This is a genomic window from Luteibacter sp. P4_E6, from assembly GCF_056401535.1.
In genome coordinates, this window is the sequence record NZ_JBFUJE010000002.1 from 1 (window position 1) to 18091 (window position 18091).

An 18091-nucleotide genomic window follows, 5' to 3' on the forward strand; every position below is an offset into this window, starting at 1 on the left:
CTCAACCACCAGCATTTCATGAGCGAAGCCGAACGCGTTCTTCGCATCCAGGAGAAGAAACTCGGCAGCGCCTGCCTGATCTCCATCGACCTCGATCACTTCAAGSAMGTCAACGACACACATGGCCACGCCATGGGCGACGTCGTGCTCAAGCGCACCGTAGCCATCCTCAAGCAGTTCCTTCGCCCGATCGACCTGTTCGGTCGCCTTGGCGGCGAAGAGTTCGCCATTCTCCTCGTCGGCTGCTCAAGCAGCCAGGCAGTGGCGACAGCCGATCGCCTGCGCGTCGCCATCGAAGCGACACCCGTCGAGGACGACGGGCGCGTCGTGTCGCTCTCGGCCAGCGTAGGTGTGGCCTCGACGGATCGATGCGGTTACGAACTACAGCGCCTCTGTCGTGAAGCCGATGCCGCGCTCTACCGCGCCAAGCGCGCCGGCCGTAATCGTGTCATCGCCGATTCCGAGAACGACACCGCTACGGCGGCCTGAGTCGCGCTAGAGTTTGCTGTGCTCCACCTGGCGCTCGCGTTGCATCAAGGTCCACTCCGCATGTTCCGTCAGTGCCGCATCGCCCAGCGACAGCAGGATGGCACGTTGTTGCACGGGGTCCTGGGTGCGGTCGAGGGCGGCCCGCGCGCTGGCGAAGATACGTTGCATGAAGCGGTACTGACGAATCAGCTCGCGGTCGGCTTTGCGATAGGAATAGGCTTCGCGCACGGCGGCGATGATCGATAGCACGGCCATGATGGTGACCAGGACCACTTTGGCTTCCTCGCCCAGTTTCAGGGCGAATGCGGCGAGAAATACGCTGATGGTGATGCCGCCCCACAGGCTAACGCGCCCGATGGTTTCCGTGATGTGGTGCACGCCGCTGCGTTCGGCACTCTTGCGCTCGTAGTAGTGGAGCTGTCCCGATGTTCCAGATTCGCCCACCCATTCGGCGATGACAGCGGCGAGATCCTCGTTGGTCGGGACATCCGGATGGGTCGACGGGTGGAGGCTGGCGGCGCGCATCACGTTGCGTATCCAACCCAGTTCGATGTTCTGCTTCTGCAGGAAATTGTCGTGCGCGAACTCATGGTCCGCACTCGCAACGATGCCCGCACGGCGCCAGCAGGACTGGATACGCAGGCCTTCCGCCAGCGCGCGATAGTCGAGGTACTTTCGATGCCACCCGCGTCGATGCGCGAGGATGGCGACAGCGCCGCCCGTGGCAAACATGACGAGGAACAGGTAGATCAGGAAGTTGTTTCCCAGCAGGTGCGCGTAGAAGGTAAAGGCGATACCCATGAGACCGGCCAGCGTATAGGTGAGGCGCATGGCCATGACGACGCGACGGCGGAAGTGCACTGCCAGCCAGTCGGCGGCGTGAAACAGCTGGTCGATCTCAGCCGTCGATCCGGTGGGTGCGCCTGCCATCTCGCGCGGTGCATCATCGATCGCCGCTGCGTGACGGGCGCACTCGTCGTTGAATTCCGCCATGCGCGAGAACATCAGCCGGAAGTCGTCCGGCAGCTTTGTCTGGAACGCCATGTTCTCTGCGCTGCGCCAGCCTGCCTGCAGCGGTTGGAGGCCCGACGCCGGTCCCTCGTCGTCGCGCGAGCAGACGATGTGATATAGCAAGCTCTCGTCGCTTCCCGTGAGCACGTGACGCGAATGAGCGTGTCGCAGCACCAGGCCCGGCGGTGTGCCGGTGAGGTGGTAATGCACGATCTGTGCGGTGCCACCGAGCCCGGCGGCTCCGTTGCCGTCCCAGATGGTGAGCAGCACGTGGCAGTGACTGGCAATGTAGACCCCCGCCTTGGCGTACTGACGGTCGCGTGCGGCGCCGCGGGAGCCGATCACATGGTGAGGCTGATCCATCAACCGTGGAAGAAGCACCACCTCGGCATGGCTACACAGGACATCGAAGTTGGCGCKGACGGCTGGCGTCGAGAAGTCGTCGACATACAGCGCCGGCGGTAAGGGAAGTGGGGCGATCAGGCGTGCGCCGGAGGACAAGGCCTCTTCGGCGATCAACTGGTCACCTCCCTCGGCCAGCGCCGAAAGCACCACCAGCGGCAGTTCGGGAAATTCCTCGCGTACCTGGGTAAAGAAGGCACGCACGCGCTGCCGGATCGGCTCGAGTTCGTCGGCGGGGATGTCGCGGTGGCCGGTAACGCCGATGACCAGCGGGGTCATGGCGGATTTTGCGTGTGCATGCTCCCCAGGCGGCGACCGTCGCCGGTCACCACCGAAGGAACCGATCGGGTCCCTGCCGCCTGGATCGGTGTGCTGTCGCATGGGCTCAGGTGTTCTTGATGCCCGGGTTAGTGGTCACCTTGGACGGGCCGCCTCCCCGCTCTTCGTCGGCGTCGTGCTCGCGCGAGGTCTCGGTCTCTTCGTCGAGGGGGTCGTTCGGTTCGTCCTGGTCTTGCGGGTTGCCAAGCTTGGACATGACGTACTCCCGTTGAGTGCATGGTGATGTGGGACGGCCCTGTTACTCCTTCTCTTGCAGTGGCTCGCCGCCGGTGGCCACGAGTAGTTCGTGCTGGAACGCCTGGTTGACCGGATAGTCGATGTGCTCGCGCCTGAGTACGCGCAACAGCCCTGCGTCGCGGTAGCCGCTGGCCCAGAGGCGTTGGATGACGGCTGTGGCATCCGGCCTGCGCGTCAGTGCCAACAACGTCTCGGCGCGAAGCGCCTGCAGGCGAGGGTCACCCTGACCGCTCTTCGCTGCCTGCACCCTATCCAGGGCTTCCGTACGGAGTTGCAGGGCAGCCTGCGTGTCCGTGGTGACGGCCGCGAGCGAGAGTCGTGCTGCGACACCCGCCAGTAGGGTCGAACGGTCGTCAGGCAGTTTTGCCATCAGCGGATCGAGCGCACGCAATGCCATCGCTGCGTGGTCGCGCGCGTCATCCTGCTGCCCGGCGTCACCGAGTTGCGCCGCGTGCTCCAGCTGGGCTTCGGCGTATTCACGCTGCCACGCGGCGTTATCGGGGTCATGCCGTGTCAGCTCGGCGAAGGTCGCGAGCGCCTTGGTGGTGAGCGCGGTGGCGGCAGGAAGATCGCCCGTGAGGCGGCGAAGGCGCGCCAGCTGCGTCGCATACAACGCCGCGTGATCCTGRAAGTCGGTATTGCTCGGGTCGAGCGCACCCAGTTGCGTCGCCATATCCACCGCTTGCTGCAGACGCGCCATGCCCGCGGCCACATCGCCGGTGAGCGCCTGTGTGCGTCCGAGGATGGCGTAGACGGTGAGCAGGTTGTCGCGGCGGCTCATGTTTTTCGGATCCGAGGCCGAGAGCCCGGACTGGATGCGCTCGTCCGCGCCGTACTGGGCGACCGCCTCGGCGAGGTCACCGCGCATGAGGGCGAGCTTGCCGAGGTTGTTGTAGGCGGAGCCGAGATACTCGAGCCAGTCGGGGTTATGCGGCTGGCCCGTCACCAGGTCCTGCATCTGGGCGAGCATGTGCCGATACTGGGCGGCGGCCTGGTCCAGCTCGCCACGCGCTTCCATGACGTGGCCGATATTGTTGTCGAGCGTGGCCCGCTGGAAGGCCAGCTGTGTATTTCCCGGCGCACGCACGGCGGCCCGTTGCAGCGTGGCCTGGGCGCTGGCGAAGCTTCGCTGGGCGTCATCGAGCTTGCCCTGTCGCCACTGCGTCATGCCGATGTAGGCCCAGACATCGGCGAGCGCCAGCTGCCGGTCGACGTTCGTCGGCGCGGCGTCGGCCAGACGCGTGGCCACGGCAAGCGCCGCCCGGTACGAGGTCATGGCGGCGGCCAGTTGGCCCTGGTCGAGACGTACGCTGCCGATCTTCTCCAGTGCCGAGGCACGCTGCTCCAGTGCCCGCTCGGTCACTTCGTCGAGCGGCTGGGCCTGGAAATACTTCATGGCCTGGTTGTCGACGGCTTCCATGATGTCCAGGCGCGATACCTGGGCCAGTTTGTCGTTGAGGTCGCCGAGCATGAAGCTGACCAAGTCCTCCGCTTCTTTCTGGCGACGTTCGGCGACATGGCTGGCGACCACCGCCGCATGCCGCGAGATGAAGGCGCTGATCGCCAGGGCCGTGGTCACGGCCATCACACAGAGGGCGACGGCGGCGAGGACGGTGGCGCGGCGCATGCGTCGGTGCATCTCGCGTTGCTTCAGGTCGTCGAAGCCGAGGCCGAGCATGCCGGCGACGAGTTTGATGAGGGCGTTGAGCTTGCCGTCGCTACCCTGCCGCACATCCGCGGCGATGGGCTCGATGGCCTGGCCATCCAGTCGATGGCGCAACGCCGGAACGAAGCATTCCTCGGCTTCGCGTCCCGGCAGGTCGGTGGCGTTCGGTTCGCCGGCGACGATAAGACAGAAGATCCGCTCGTCGCGGCCGAGGCGCTTGAACGAGAGCACTTCCTCGTTGACCCAGCGCGAGGACGCTGCCTGCGGCGAGCAGATCACCAGCAGGCATTCCGATTGCGCGAGTGCGGCGTTGACCGTGCGGCCGAGGTCGCCGGCACTGGCCAGTTCGTCGCGGTCACGGAACACAGGGGTAAGGCGTCGCGGGATGACACCCGCCGCCGTGAGCTGGCCGACGAGATGGTCCGGTATGGCGTAGGTTTCCAGGGCGCGGTGCAACCACGCCGCCCAGGCGGTGTCCTGGTGGCTGTAGCTGATGAAGGCGCGGTACCGGTAGTCCGGTCCCATGAAACCTTCGGTCGACACGCGCAGTACCCCGCAGGTCGGAAGCAGCCTCCCCCAGCGGCCCGAAAGCACACGCTAGCACCGAAGTGTGACGTAGCGCACATTTTCACGCCACCTGAACAACCCAGACCGTCTCCCTGCTTCCACGCCTTCGTCACGCAGCACCCTCGGCCAAAAACCGGCCGAACCCTGCTAGCCGGCCCCCCATGGCCGTCTGACACTCAGGTTGCCGTTGCACCCTCGCGACGGGGCGGAGTGGGGAAAGCAACATGGTTGGTATACGTCTGATCTTTCCGGTGGCCTGCGCCTTGGTTCTCGCCGCGTGTAGCGGACACGGCGCGGCACCCGCTGCCGGCCCGGCAGAGGTCGACGTGGCCGCGGTGGTCTACAAGCCGATCACCGACTGGCAGAGCTACTCCGGCCGCTTGCAGGCGATCGATCACGTGGACATCCGGGCCCTGGTCCCCGGCACCATCATGGCCGTCTATTTCAAGGACGGGCAGATGGTCAAGAAGGGCGACCCGCTCTTCCTGATCGATCCCCGCACGTATACGGCGGCGGTGGATCGCGCCTCCGCACAACTCGCTGCGGCGCACGCCCATGAGAAGTTCACCTCGGCCGATTCCCAGCGAGCGCAAAAGCTCCTGCAAGGCAACGCGATCTCCAAACGCGACTTCGACGACCGCTCCAATGCCGCCCTCGTCGCCACCGCCGACGTCAAGGCGGCCGAGGCCGCCCTCGAGGATGCCAAGGTCAACCTCGGTTACACGAGAATCTTCGCGCCGGTCGACGGACGCATGTCACGCGCGGAACAGACCGTCGGCAATATCGTCGCGGCGGGCTTTAGCTCGCCACCCCTGACCACCCTGGTCTCGGTCAATCCCATCTACGCCGGCTTCGACGTGGATGAGCAGACCTACCTCAAATACCTCAGCCAGGCAGGCGACCACGATGTCGCGGTGCGACTCGGGCTTGCCAACGAGACGGGCTTCTCGCGCACGGGCAAGATCGCCTCCGTCGACAACCAGCTCAACAGCACCACGGGCACCATCCGCGTGCGTGCCTCCTTCGACAACGCCGATGGCGTGCTGCTTCCGGGCATGTTCGCCCGCGTCGCCGTGGGCGGTGGCGCGGCGCATCCGGCCGTCCTGATCGACGACCGCGCGATCTCCACGGACCAGGCGAAGAAGTTCGTGCTGGTACTCGACGACAAGGACCACGCGCAGTACCGGGAGATTTTCCCTGGCCTGATGGTGGATGGCCTGCGCGTGGTCGATTCAGGCCTCAAACCGGGAGAGAAGATCGTGGTGAACGGCCTGCAACGCGTGCATCCGGGCGATCCGGTACACGCCAAGGTCGTTCCCATGGCGGGCGAAGATGCCGTGGCGAGTAGCCCCTGATGAATATCTCCCGCTTCTTCATCGACCGGCCCATCTTTGCCGGGGTGCTCTCGACGCTGATCCTCCTGGCCGGCGTGATCGCCATGTTCCAGCTGCCCATTTCCGAGTACCCGGAAGTGGTGCCGCCCTCCGTCGTGGTCTACGCCTCGTACCCGGGCGCCAACCCCAAGGTCATTGCCGACACGGTCGCCGCGCCGCTGGAAGAGCAGATCAACGGCGTGGAAGGCATGCTCTACATGCAGTCCCAGGCCAGCAGCGACGGCAACATGGCGCTGACGGTCACCTTCCGCCTGGGTATCGATCCGGACAAGGCCCAGCAGTTGGTGCAGAACCGCGTTTCGCAGGCACTCCCTCGCCTGCCGCCGGATGTGCAGTTGCTCGGCGTCACCACCATCAAGTCGTCACCCACGCTGACCCTCGTGGTCCACCTGATTTCACCCGACGCCCGCTACGACCAGACCTATCTGCGCAACTACGCCCTGATCAACGTGAAAGAGCGCCTGGAACGCCTCAATGGCATTGGCCAGGTGGTGCTCAAGGGATCGGGTGACTACGCCATGCGCATATGGCTGGACCCGAAGAAGCTGGCGGAACGTAGCCTCACGGCGTCGGATGTCGTGGCCGCTATCCGGGAACAGAACGTGCAGGTCGCCGCCGGTGTCATCGGCGGGTCGCCCATGGCCGGCGCGGTGCCTTTGCAATTGAGCATCAATGCCAAGGGCCGTCTGCAGAGTGAGCAGGAGTTCGGTGACATCGTGCTCAAGAGTACGAACGGCGCACTGACCCATATCCGCGATGTGGCCCGCGTCGAACTGGGCGCGGCGGAATTCGGCTCGCGTGCGTTGCTCGACAACAAGCAGGCCGTGGCGATGTGGATCTTCCAGCTGCCGGGTGCGAACTCGTTGCAGCTGTCCGAAGATGTTCGCACGGCGATGAAGGACCTGCAGAAAGACATGCCGCCGGGCGTCGAATACAGCATCGTCTACGACCCGACCACGTTCGTCCGCTCCAGCATCGAGGCCGTGATTCATACGCTGATCGAGGCGATCTGCCTTGTGGTGCTCGTGGTGATCCTGTTCCTGCAGACCTGGCGCGCGTCGCTCATTCCCCTGCTTGCGGTGCCGGTGTCGATCATCGGCACGTTCTCCCTGTTGTTGTTGCTGGGCTACTCGATCAACGCCTTGTCCTTGTTCGGCATGGTCCTGGCGATCGGTATCGTGGTCGACGACGCCATCGTGGTCGTGGAGAACGTCGAACGAAACATCGAGTCGGGGCTGTCTGCGCGAGAGGCCACTTACCAGGCCATGAGCGAGGTGAGTGGGCCGATCATCGCCATCGCGCTGACGCTCGTCGCCGTGTTCGTGCCGCTTGCCTTCATGTCCGGCCTCACCGGGCAGTTCTACAAGCAGTTCGCCATGACGATCGCCATCTCGACGGTGATCTCGGCGTTCAACTCGCTGACACTTTCGCCAGCACTGGCCGCCCTGCTGCTGAAGGGCCATGACGAACCGAAGGACTGGCTCGCCCGCGTGATGGATCGCGGACTGGGTGGATTCTTCCGCGTCTTCAACAAGGGATTCCACCGCGCGTCGGAAGGGTACGGCCATGGCGTAACCCGGGTCATTGCACACAAGGGCAGCATGCTCATTCTCTACGTGGTGCTGCTTGCCGGCGCGGTGATGATGGGACGAATCGTGCCGGGCGGCTTCGTACCTGCGCAGGACAAGGAATACATCATCGCCATCGCGCAGTTGCCCAATGGCGCCTCACTGGACCGCTCGGAAGTCATCACCCGGGAGATGGGCGAGATCGGCATGAAGCAACCGGGCGTGGACCACGCGGTGCAGCACCCGGGCCTGTCGATCAACGGCTTCGTGAACTCGTCCAGTTCGGTCGTGATGTTCCTCGCCCTCAAACCGTTTGCGGATCGCCACGGCACGGGCGAGTCGGCGGGCGCCATCGCTGCGGCATTGAACCAGAAGTACGCGGCTATCAAGGGTGCCTACATCGCCGTGTTCCCACCACCGCCGGTGCTCGGTCTGGGCACGCTGGGTGGCTTCAAGTTCCAGATCGAGGACCGGGGTGCGCAGGGCTATACGGCGCTCAACGATGCGGTAAAAGCCTTCCTGGCAAAAGCGGCAAAGGCACCGGAGCTCGGCCCCACGTTCACCAACTATCAGATCGACGTACCACAGCTTAAGGTGGACCTGGATCGCGACAACGCCAAGCAGCTCGGGGTGGCGGTCACCGATGTGTTCAACACCATGCAGGTGTTTCTCGGCTCGCAGTACGTCAACGACTTCAACCGCTTCGGTCGCGTGTTTCAGGTACGCGTGCAGGCGGACGCACCGTTCCGCGCCCACCCCTCCGATATCGGCCTGCTGAAAACACGCAATGCAGACGGAGAGATGATTCCCCTGGCGTCTCTGGTGAAGGTCTCGACCACGTTCGGTCCGGAATCCGTGGTGCGTTACAACGGCTATACCGCGGCCGACATCAACGGCGGCCCCGCACCCGGTTACTCGTCCGGACAGGCACAGGCCGCTGTCGAGCGCGTGGCCGCCGACACGTTGCCGCGCGGCTTCAAGCTCGAGTGGACCGACCTCACCTACCAGCAGATCATCGCCGGCAATGCCTCGCTGGTCGTCTTCCCGGTGAGCCTGCTGCTGGTCTACCTCACGCTGGCCGCCCTTTATGAAAGCCTGACACTGCCGCTGGCGGTGATCCTGATCGTGCCGATGAGCCTGCTCTGCGCGCTCATCGGCGTGTGGCTGGATCGCGGCGACAACAACATCTTCACCCAGRTSGGSYTGRTGGTGCTGGTGGGYCTSKCGKCGAARAACGCGATCCTGATCGTGGAGTTYGCCCGGGAGCTGGAGATACAGGGGCGCTCGATTGTCGATGCCGCGATCGAAGCGAGCCGCCTGCGTCTGCGACCGATCCTGATGACCTCGATCGCTTTCATCATGGGTGTGCTGCCGCTGGTGCTTTCCTCGGGCGCGGGCTCGGAGATGCGGCACGCCATGGGCATCGCCGTGTTCTTCGGCATGCTTGGCGTCACCCTGTTCGGCCTGATGCTGACGCCGGTGTTCTACGTGATCCTGCGCCATCTCTCCGGCGGCCATCGTCTCGAGGACAAGCACGGCAAGAACGGGCGCGTCATCGGCATCGAAGACGCCGGTCCGGGGAGTCCGACATGAAAACCCTGCCCACGTTCGTCTGTTGGGGTCTGCTGCTGGCTGGCCTGAGCGGCTGCTCCCTGGCTCCGAAGTACAGCGTGCCGCCGGCGGCGGAGTCGCAGGCATTCAAGGAAACCCTCAGCCCCGCCGAGGCCGGCACCTGGCAGACCGCCGTACCCGCCGAAGACGCCGCACGCGGGGAGTGGTGGAAGGTGTTCAACGACAGTCAGCTCAATGAGCTCGAAGGGCAAGCACTGGAGGCGAACCAGAACCTCGCCGCCGCCGCGGCGCGCGTACAGGAGGCGCGTGCCATCGAGGGCGTGACCGGTGCGGCGCGCTTTCCCAGCCTGTCCGCCGGCTTCGGTCCATCGCGCCAGCAGAACACGCCGGACTCGCTCGGCGTGCCGCCCGGTGGTCCGCGCCCCGACGCGCAGACGGTATGGCGTGCGCAGGCCAACATCTCGTACGAAGTCGACCTGTTCGGCCGCGTCGCTTCCTCCGTGCACGCGGCCCACGCGGATACGCAACAGAGCGAAGCCTTGTTCCGCTCCGTGCAGCTGGCCCTGCAAGCGGACGTGGCCCAGAACTACTTCAACCTGCGCGAACTCGATGCGGAACTGGCCGTGTATCACCGCGCCGTCGAGCTGCGTAACGAGGCGCTCACCTTCGTTCAGCATCGTGCGGAGGCCGGCGAGGTGAGCGATCTGGAACTTGCGCAAGCGAAGGCGGAACTCGCCTCCGCGACCTCGGACGCGATGACCGTGGAGCGGCAGCGTGCGGCGTCGGAGCACGCATTGGCCGTCCTGCTGGGCAAGGCACCGTCCGAGTTCTCGGTCGCGCCACGGCCGCTCGAGCCGGTGGTGATCCATATCCCTCCCGGCATGCCGTCGTCGCTTCTCGAACGGCGCCCGGATATCGCCGCCGCGGAACGGGCCATGGCTGCGGAGAACGCCCGCATCGGTGTCGCCCGCGCAGCCTACTTTCCTTCCATCGTGCTGACCGGCACCGGGGGTTACGAGTCGTCCGCCTTCAGCGATCTGTTCAAGTGGTCGAGCCGCAGCTTCCTGCTCGGTCCACTGGTCGGCACAGCCGCCAACCTGCCGATCTTCGACGGCGGCGTGCGCAAGGGCAACCTGGCCAATGCGAAGGCGCGTTACGAGGAGAATGTGGCGAAGTACCGCCAGCAGGTTTTGGTGGCCTTCCAGGAAGTGGAAGACAACCTTGCCAACCTGCGCATTCTCGAAGACCAGACGCGCGTGCAAGGCGACGAAGTGGCCGCATCGACGCGGGCGGCGGATCTCTCGAAACTTCAGTACGAAGACGGCTCCGTGGCCTATCTCAACGTCATCGATACGGAACGCGTGGTGCTCAACGCCCGGCTCACCGCGGTGCGCTTGCGCGGTATCCAGGCGACGTCGACCGTGAACCTGATTCGCGCACTGGGTGGCGGCTGGGGCGACGCGCCGACAGCAACCGCATCGCCCGCGACGGAATGATGCGACGCGGCAATGCCGATACCCCGATGATGTCCGTCCTATAATCAACGCATCCGCTTCAGGAGACCGCCACCATGGCTGCAACGACGTTGGGTGCGATGCTTCGAGTCACCGAGAGATGCGCGAAGGCCGACTGCCTGCGCGACCTCGAGCAACAAGCGAACCAGCAGGGTCCGTCCGCCGAGAAAGACCTTCGCCTGGTCCAGGAGTTTCTGGACACGGCGAAGACCCAGTTCACCACGCGGATCCTCGCCGGTACGGACGTTAAACCGATCCAGCTGGGGGCGGGCCAGAACACCACGGTCGCGCTGATCCTGCAGACGTTCCGCTGGGCGCCGGATTACGACATCCGCAATCCTTTGCACCCGTACAACGCCGCGTGGAAACCCTTCGTGACCTGGTGCGAGGAAAACGACCTCGAGCCGGTTCTTCGCAAGTACCACGACGCCAAGGGCAAGGAACACTGGTACACCCTCAGCGTGCGCTCCGCGCCGGAACGCGCGGCGGATCACGTCGCGGCCGCTGGTACCTGACGAGCGACCTTTCGTTTCCGACAAAACCGTGGCATTCGAGAAGGCAGCCGGGCGGACGGCGGCCACCATAAGCTGCGCGGCAAACCGTCGACGTCTTAAGGGGAGCATCATCGATGTACGCGATCGTCGTCTCGCTTGCCGTACTGGTGCTGGCGTGCGGAAGCCTCATCCTGGGTGGCTGGATCGCCCGGCGCATGCCGGAAGATCACCTCGTCTACGAAGCACAGAAAGCCGCCCAGTTCGGCATCAGCATGATGGCCACGCTGACCGCCCTGGTCCTCGGTTTCATGGTCACCTCGGCGCGTGCCACCTTCGACCGCGCCAATGACGGCATCGTCGGCGTGTCCACGTCGATCCTCCTTCTCGATCGCGCGCTCTCGGGCTACGGCCCGGAGACGGTGCAGATCCGTACGGACCTCCGTGCGTTCCTGGCTCATGCCACGGAGCGGGTCGCGCCCGATGGTGAGATGCAGAAGGTGGTTTTCCGCCTGCCGCATACCAGCCTCAGCCTGATCACCCAGCTGCAGGCTTCCATCCTCAACCTGAAACCGGATACAGACGCGAAGCGTTGGTTTCAGCGGCGTGCGCTCGACATTACCGCCGACCTCGGCAAGCAACGCATCCTGACCTCCGAGCACGAACGCTCGTCCGAACCCACGTTCCTGCTCGTCGTGGTCACGGCGTGGATCGTGCTGATCTTCATCGGCATGGGTACGTTCGCCATGCACAACGCGTCCGTTCGCCTCGTGTTGTTCTGCGCTGCGCTGGCGTTCTCCGGCTCGATCTTCCTGATCATGGAGCTGGAGGCACCGTATACCGGCGTTCTGCGCGTATCCGGCGAACCCCTGCTCCAGGCCGCCACGGAGCTTGCCCTGCCATGAAAGCCCTCCTGTCCGCCGCCTTCCTGCTTGTCGCCACCGGCGCCGCGTCGGATTCGCTCATGGTTCCGCAGGTGAAATTCAGTCCGCCCGTGGTCGCCACCTACCACTGCGCCACTGGCAAGCCGTTCACCGTGACCTACTGGAACGGCGATAACGGACAGAGCTTCGCCCTGATGCCGATCGCCGGCAAACCGAGGTTACTGGTCGACACGATGGCCGCCGATGGCGTGCGTTATGCCGCCGGGTCGATCGTGTGGTGGACCAAGGGCCGCGAAGGGAATCTCTACGATGCCCGCGTGGATCCGAACAAGCCCACGGTCGCAGGCTGCAGCTCGCGCTAAGCCAAGCCCGTAGAAGCCCAAGCCCGTAGAAGCCCAAGCCCCGCAGGAGCCCAACCCCCTGTGGGAGCCGCTTCAGCGGCGAAGCTTTACTCTTGCGCAAAAAGCCACGTATAAGCGAACCAGCCTTTCGCGAAAATCAACGATGAACATCACCCTCGACGAGATCCAGAACTTCATCGCGGTCGTCGATACCGGCTCCATCACCAAGGCGGCGCAGCAACTGGACCAGACCGTATCGGCGGCAAGCCGAACGCTCGGCCGGCTGGAAGAGAAGCTTCAGACTACCCTGCTCCGTCGCACCACGCGGCGCATCGAACTGACCGACGAAGGTGAGGCCTTTCTCGAACGCGCGCGCGATATCGTCGCTGCGGTCGAGAACGCCGAAGAGCAGATGGCGACGCGTCGCAGCCGTCCGGCCGGCCGACTGCGCATCGACGCCGCGTCACCTTTCATGCTGCACGTCGTGGTGCCCCTGATCGCTGGCTATCGCGAACGCTTTCCCGATGTCGACCTCGAACTGCACAGCAACGAGGGCTATATCGACCTGCTCGAACGCCGTACCGACGTGGCGCTACGCATCGGCAGGCTCAAGGATTCCACGCTGCACGCGCGCCCTATCGGCAGCAGCCGTATTCGCTGCCTGGCCAGCCCCGCGTACCTCGAAGCACGCGGCACGCCACGTAAGGTGTCCGAACTGGCGAAGCATTCGCTGCTCGGCTTCACCGAACCCGACACCTTGAATGACTGGCCGCTGCTGGACGAGAAAAAGCAGCCGGTACACATCAGGCCGACCATCAGCTCGTCCAGCGGGGAAACGCTGCGCCAGCTCGCGCTCGAAGGCAACGGCATCGTTTGCCTTTCCGACTTCATGACGCGCGAGGATCGCGACTCARGGCGTTTGGTGCAGGTGCTGCCAAAGCACACCATCGAGTATCGCCAGCCGATCAACGCGGTGTATTACCGCAACACGGCGATCTCGGCGCGCATCGCCTCACTGGTGACGTATCTCGTCGAAGCGATCGGCGAGAACGGCTTCGATCACTGACGCACCGGTGCTTCCCGAAGGACGGCTGACTCAAACGCCCGGCGGGTTCGAATCGATCACCTGCACCTTGCCACCCGTGGTTTCCGGCTGCACGCTTTCGTCCGTGGCCAGCAGCACGGAGCCCGGCGCCAGCAGGGGCACGATCTTCTCCATGAACTCGCGTGGCACGGAGACGCGGTCGACCAGCGCTTCATCGACCACCTTGCCCGCTTCGTCGCCGTGGCCGGGAATGCCGATGGTGATCCAGTTCGGCATGTGCAGCCCGGCGCGCTCCGGCGCGTCGGGCATATAGCCGGAAGCGACGATGAAGGCGTGCGTGCCGATCAGCGGATCCTTCACTTCGACACGGCTACGGCCGATCTCGATACCGTTGCGGAAGACGATGACGCGGCTGTCGGCCACGCTGAGTACCATCGAGATGGGACCGATGGGCGAAGCGTCCGGATTCCAACGGTACGGCACACCATCGGCCAGCGGTTCAAGTGGCAGGTCGCTGCCGTTGCGTGGGTCGATAGGGATCACCGCGCTGGGGTGAACCACGGTGACCGGCGCCGTCCCTGCCTCGGCGACGACCACCGTCATGCCCATGTTGGTCGCATCGAACAGCAGCCGCGCGAACTCGGTGGGCATGTGCACGCAGCCGTGCGATTCCGGGTAGCCCGGGAGGCCGCCCGCATGCAGCGCCACGCCGTCCCAGGTCAGGCGCTCCTGGTAGGGCATCGGTGCGTCGTCGTATTTCTTGGAGTGGTGGTCCTTGTCCTTCTGCAGGATGGTGAACACACCGGTTGGCGTTTCGTGACCCTTCTTGCCCGTGCTGACCGTGCTCACCCCGATGAGGATGCCGTTGCGATACGCGTACGCACGCTGCTCGGTGATGCTCACGATCACCGCCATCGGGCCGGGCGAGGCACCCCGCCCACCCCATATCCACTGCCCAGGCTTGAGGTCACCCGGACGGGTATCGGCGGGGCTGGACTGCCTGGCGCCCCAGACCGGAATGGGATTGGCGGCGAACGACGCCGTGGTGAGCGACACGAGCAGTACGACGGCGGCGGCAACGCGTTTCATCCGGATCTCCGAGGTTCCCCTTCGCGCAGAGCGTAAACCGAGTGTGGCCGAACGCGCGAGTATGGTTTTTTGCGCATCCTACGGAGCGGGAAGCTCCTGCGCTTGCATGTCCTCGCCTCCCGGCATTCGACGATGGCCAGCCTCGCCGGTGAGGATGCTCAGCATCGGCCCGCGCGCACCGGGCATCCTGCCCAGCGGTCCGAACAGCACATCGCGACACCAACCCAGCGCCGTGCGATCCGACTGGAACAGCGGTGTCAGCCAGCGGCTCATGCGCTGGTAGATGCGCACGTGACCGTGGCGATGGCGCCGGTAGATGTCCAGGGCATGATCGACGTCGTCGTGCTCGGCCAGCGCGTCGGCCAGCGCAGCCGCGTCCAGCAGGGCCATGTTCACGCCCTGCCCCAACTGGGGACTCATGGCGTGCGCCGCGTCTCCGATGACGACGAGACGATCGTGATGCGGCCGGCGCAGCACCACATCGCGATAGCGCGCACGGTTGAGCTGCTCGGAATGCTCCAGATGCGCCAGATGCGGTGCGAGCTCGGGCCAGATGCCGGCGACGGTGGACTTCATCGCCGCGACAGCGAGGTCGTCGAAGCTATCGACCCGCTCACCCGGCAGGCTGAAATAGAACGTCACCCACCGACCGTCATGGCCTGGACGCGTGCCGACCGGCAGCATGCCGATCATGGCGCGGGTGCCCGCATAACGTTGCAGCAGGTGGGTGGGCGTGGCCCAGTCGTCGATGCGCAGCAGGCACCACACGGCGCCCCACGGATAGAGCGATTCGCGGCTGACCTGGCTCTCGCAACGAGCGCGCAGCACCGAGTGCGCCCCGTCGGCTGCAATGGTCAGGTCGAAGGGGCCATGCGGCGTGCCGTCGTTGTCGACGACAAAGCGCGTCGCTGCGTCGTAGCCGGCGATGAAAACGCCCGTGCGCACCTGCGCTGCCTCGTGGTGCGCGTCGCGCAACAGCTCGAAGAGCGCACCACGCGTCATGCCCAGGCCGAAGCAGCCGGCGCGGCGGTCGCTGTAACGCATGGCCATGACCGGACGGCCCCGCGGCGTGGCGCCGTGCAACTCATCGATGCGTTGGCCCAGCGCCATGGCGCGGCCGGCCAGACCCAGGCGGTCCAGCACGGCGATGCCGGTGGGTTGCAGCAGGAAACCCGCGCCAACCGGTCCCAGCGTCGGGCTTTTCTCGAAAACGGTGACGTCGTGTCCCTGCGCGGACAGCAGGATGGCACTTGCCTGCCCTGCGGTTCCGTAGCCTACGATGGCAACTTTCATCCGTGGTCCTCCTTGATACCGGAGGATAGCAAGACCGATCCAGCGGCGATGCCCGCCGCGTGTCGAAATGCCCGCTTCCCGTTCGACGTGAAGAAGAAACCTGCGTTCACGTCCCCGACCGAGGTGCATGCGATGCCCCTGAAGCTCTACGCCCACCCCTTCTCGTCTTACTGCCAGAAAGCCCTCGTGGCCCTCTACGAGAACGGCACGCCGTTCGAGTGGAAGATGCTTTCCCCTGAGCAGCCCGAGGTTTACGCGGAGTTCGCCGATCTTTGGCCGCTGCGCCGCTTTCCGATCCTGGTCGACGGCAAGCGCACGGTCACCGAGGCGAGCACCATCGTCGAGTACCTCGACCTCTATCACCCGGGTCCTGCGCCGATGCTGCCGGAGGACCGCAAGGCCGCACTGGAGGTGCGCGCCATGGACCGGTTCTTCGACAACTACATTTCGACGCCGCAGCAGCGCATCGTGTTCGACGTGCTGCGCCCCGGCGGCCAGCGCGACCCCTGCGGCGTCACCGATTGCCGGCAGATGCTGGACACGGCCTATGCATGGCTGGACAAAGTCATGGCCGACCGCGAGTGGGCGGCGGGCGGGCACTTCAGCCTGGCCGACTGCGGCGCGGCCCCGTTCCTGTTCTACGCCGACTGGACGCACCCGATCCCGGATGTGCTCGCGCACGTGCACGCCTATCGACGACGCCTGCTTGCGCGCCCCTCGTTCGCCCGCGCCGTCGACGAGGCCCGCCCGTACCGGCCACTGTTTCCCCTTGGCGCACCTGACCGCGACTGATTCCGGAGAATGCTCATGAGCACCCAACCGCTCACGCCCGCCAGCGAACTGGCGAGCCGCAACACCGTCCGCATGCCGAACGAAAGCGACGAGTACCGCAGTGCGCGTAACGCGCTGCTTGCCGAAGAGATCGAATTGCGTCGGCACATCGAGCGTGTCGCAGCCATGCGCCGCGCACTGCCGCCAGGTGGTGAGGTGCGTGGCGATTACCGGTTTGAAGGCATCAACGGTCCGGTCGACCTCGCCGGACTGTTCGGCGACAAGCAGACCCTGGTCGTTTACAGCTACATGTTCGGCCCGGAACGCGAGCGCCCCTGCCCCATGTGCACTTCGTTGCTGAGCGCGTGGGACGGCGAAGCCCGCGACATGGAGCAGAACGTGGCGCTGGCAGTGGTGGCGCGTTCGCCGCTATCGAAGCTACTGGCCTTCAAGAAGGAACGTGGTTGGCAGCATCTGAAGCTGTACACGGACCTCAACGGCAGCTTCAGTCGCGACTATCACGCCATCGGCAAGGATGGCGGCGATATACCGGCGTTCAACGTATTCACCCGCCGCGACGGCACGATCCGCTTGTTCTGGGCCGGGGAAATGGGCGGTGACTCGGCGGATCCCGGCGAAGACCCGCGCGGCGCACCGGACCTCATGCCCCTGTGGACGGTGCTGGATTCGACGCCGGAGGGGCGGCGACCCACGTGGTATCCGAGCCTTGACTACACCGGCTGAAAAAACAGGAAGTCCATTCTGGACAATCCGTATCAAGGCCCCGATGATCGGCGCATGGTCGATTACCTTGCCCCCTACGTCCCCGTCGCCGACGCGATAGCCACCGTGTTCAAGCCGCATGCCGAGGTGGTGATCCACGACCTCGGCAGCGGGACGATCCGTCATATCGCCAATCGGATGTCGCCGCGGAAGGTTGGCGACGATTCGCTGGCCGAGTTGGAAGACCTTGGCGCGCTGGACGAGGCGGTGATCGGCCCTTACCCCAAGAGGAACGCGGACGGCCGGTCGTTGAAATCGATCACGGCCGTGTTGCGCGATGGCCGTCGTAAACCCATCGGCCTGCTCTGCATCAATGTGGACGTGAGCATGGTCGAGGCGATGCAGGCGATGTCGAAGGACTTCCTGCGCTTTGCCGAGTCAGCACCACGTCCCGCAGCACTGTTCCGCAATGACTGGCGCGAGGAGGTCAATGACATCGTCGGCCAGTTCCTCAGCGACCGGGGTACGACGCTAACCGGCATGGGTATCGTCGACCGCGAGGCCCTCATTACGCTGCTCGAGGAACGAGGCCTGTTCGATGTTCGCCACGCGGCAACGTACATCACACAGTTGCTCGGCCTTTCGCGCGCGACCTTGTACAAGACGCTCAAGGCCGTGCGCGAGGCGATATAGCC

General features: G+C 65.0%; 16 protein-coding genes. 11 read left to right on the forward strand and 5 right to left on the reverse strand.

Annotation, left to right across the window (positions count from 1 at the left end):
* On the forward strand, positions 1 to 489 hold a 489-nt coding region (locus tag AC1DT2_RS00230; protein ID WP_477293312.1), incomplete at its 5' end, for a GGDEF domain-containing protein.
* Between the two features lie 6 nt (positions 490 to 495).
* Here the strand turns inward: AC1DT2_RS00230 and AC1DT2_RS00235 are convergent.
* The 3 genes from AC1DT2_RS00235 to AC1DT2_RS00245 all read right to left on the reverse strand — a co-directional run bounded on the left by AC1DT2_RS00235 (position 496) and on the right by AC1DT2_RS00245 (position 4687).
* Positions 496 to 2181, reverse strand: a complete 1686-nt coding sequence (locus tag AC1DT2_RS00235) for a hypothetical protein (protein WP_477293314.1) — start codon at positions 2179 to 2181, stop codon at positions 496 to 498.
* 106 nt (positions 2182 to 2287) lie between these two features.
* A complete protein-coding gene (locus AC1DT2_RS00240) occupies positions 2288 to 2437 on the reverse strand; it encodes a hypothetical protein (protein WP_477293316.1) in 150 nt (49 codons plus the stop codon).
* 42 nt (positions 2438 to 2479) lie between these two features.
* Positions 2480 to 4687: a toll/interleukin-1 receptor domain-containing protein gene (locus AC1DT2_RS00245; RefSeq protein WP_477293318.1), complete on the reverse strand. Its 2208-nt coding sequence runs from the start codon at positions 4685 to 4687 to the stop codon at positions 2480 to 2482.
* A 248-nt stretch (positions 4688 to 4935) separates the two neighbouring features.
* On the opposite strand from AC1DT2_RS00245, the gene AC1DT2_RS00250 reads away from it, so the two are divergent.
* The 7 genes from AC1DT2_RS00250 to AC1DT2_RS00280 all read left to right on the forward strand — a co-directional run bounded on the left by AC1DT2_RS00250 (position 4936) and on the right by AC1DT2_RS00280 (position 13541).
* Complete coding sequence (locus tag AC1DT2_RS00250; protein WP_477293320.1) at positions 4936 to 6066, forward strand: efflux RND transporter periplasmic adaptor subunit; 1131 nt, start codon at positions 4936 to 4938, stop codon at positions 6064 to 6066.
* Positions 6066 to 9266: an efflux RND transporter permease subunit gene (locus tag AC1DT2_RS00255; RefSeq protein WP_477293322.1), complete on the forward strand. Its 3201-nt coding sequence runs from the start codon at positions 6066 to 6068 to the stop codon at positions 9264 to 9266. Before AC1DT2_RS00250 ends, AC1DT2_RS00255 begins: the two co-directional genes overlap by 1 nt.
* Entirely contained in the window at positions 9263 to 10741 is a 1479-nt protein-coding gene (locus tag AC1DT2_RS00260) for an efflux transporter outer membrane subunit (protein ID WP_477293324.1), read from the forward strand. The genes AC1DT2_RS00255 and AC1DT2_RS00260 overlap by 4 nt, the downstream gene beginning before the upstream one ends.
* Positions 10742 to 10815: 74 nt before the next feature.
* Positions 10816 to 11274 carry a hypothetical protein gene (locus AC1DT2_RS00265; protein WP_477293326.1) on the forward strand — a complete coding sequence of 153 codons (459 nt, stop codon included), beginning with the start codon at positions 10816 to 10818 and terminating at the stop codon, positions 11272 to 11274.
* Positions 11275 to 11387: 113 nt separating this feature from the next.
* Positions 11388 to 12155, forward strand: a complete 768-nt coding sequence (locus AC1DT2_RS00270) for a bestrophin-like domain (protein ID WP_477293328.1) — start codon at positions 11388 to 11390, stop codon at positions 12153 to 12155.
* A complete protein-coding gene (locus AC1DT2_RS00275) occupies positions 12152 to 12496 on the forward strand; it encodes an MliC family protein (RefSeq protein ID WP_477293330.1) in 345 nt (114 codons plus the stop codon). Before AC1DT2_RS00270 ends, AC1DT2_RS00275 begins: the two co-directional genes overlap by 4 nt.
* Positions 12497 to 12638: 142 nt before the next feature.
* Positions 12639 to 13541, forward strand: a complete 903-nt coding sequence (locus AC1DT2_RS00280) for a LysR substrate-binding domain-containing protein (RefSeq protein ID WP_477293332.1) — start codon at positions 12639 to 12641, stop codon at positions 13539 to 13541.
* 30 nt (positions 13542 to 13571) lie between these two features.
* On the opposite strand, the gene AC1DT2_RS00285 is transcribed toward AC1DT2_RS00280, so the two are convergent.
* Together AC1DT2_RS00285 and AC1DT2_RS00290 are read right to left on the reverse strand one after the other, a co-directional pair.
* Positions 13572 to 14609 carry a L,D-transpeptidase gene (locus tag AC1DT2_RS00285; RefSeq protein ID WP_213949916.1) on the reverse strand — a complete coding sequence of 346 codons (1038 nt, stop codon included), beginning with the start codon at positions 14607 to 14609 and terminating at the stop codon, positions 13572 to 13574.
* Between the two features lie 78 nt (positions 14610 to 14687).
* A complete protein-coding gene (locus tag AC1DT2_RS00290; protein WP_477293335.1) occupies positions 14688 to 15902 on the reverse strand; it encodes an FAD-dependent oxidoreductase in 1215 nt (404 codons plus the stop codon).
* Between the two features lie 132 nt (positions 15903 to 16034).
* On the opposite strand from AC1DT2_RS00290, the gene AC1DT2_RS00295 reads away from it, so the two are divergent.
* From AC1DT2_RS00295 to AC1DT2_RS00305, 3 genes are read left to right on the forward strand one after another with little or no spacing between them, the layout of a single operon-like run.
* Positions 16035 to 16694, forward strand: a complete 660-nt coding sequence (locus AC1DT2_RS00295) for a glutathione S-transferase family protein (RefSeq protein ID WP_477293337.1) — start codon at positions 16035 to 16037, stop codon at positions 16692 to 16694.
* Between the two features lie 15 nt (positions 16695 to 16709).
* Positions 16710 to 17417: a DUF899 family protein gene (locus tag AC1DT2_RS00300; protein WP_477293339.1), complete on the forward strand. Its 708-nt coding sequence runs from the start codon at positions 16710 to 16712 to the stop codon at positions 17415 to 17417.
* A 54-nt stretch (positions 17418 to 17471) separates the two neighbouring features.
* The gene (locus AC1DT2_RS00305; protein WP_477293341.1) at positions 17472 to 18089 is read left to right on the forward strand and encodes a helix-turn-helix transcriptional regulator; all 618 of its coding nucleotides are present in this window, start codon (positions 17472 to 17474) and stop codon (positions 18087 to 18089) included.
* The last annotated feature ends 2 nt before the right edge of the window (positions 18090 to 18091 follow it).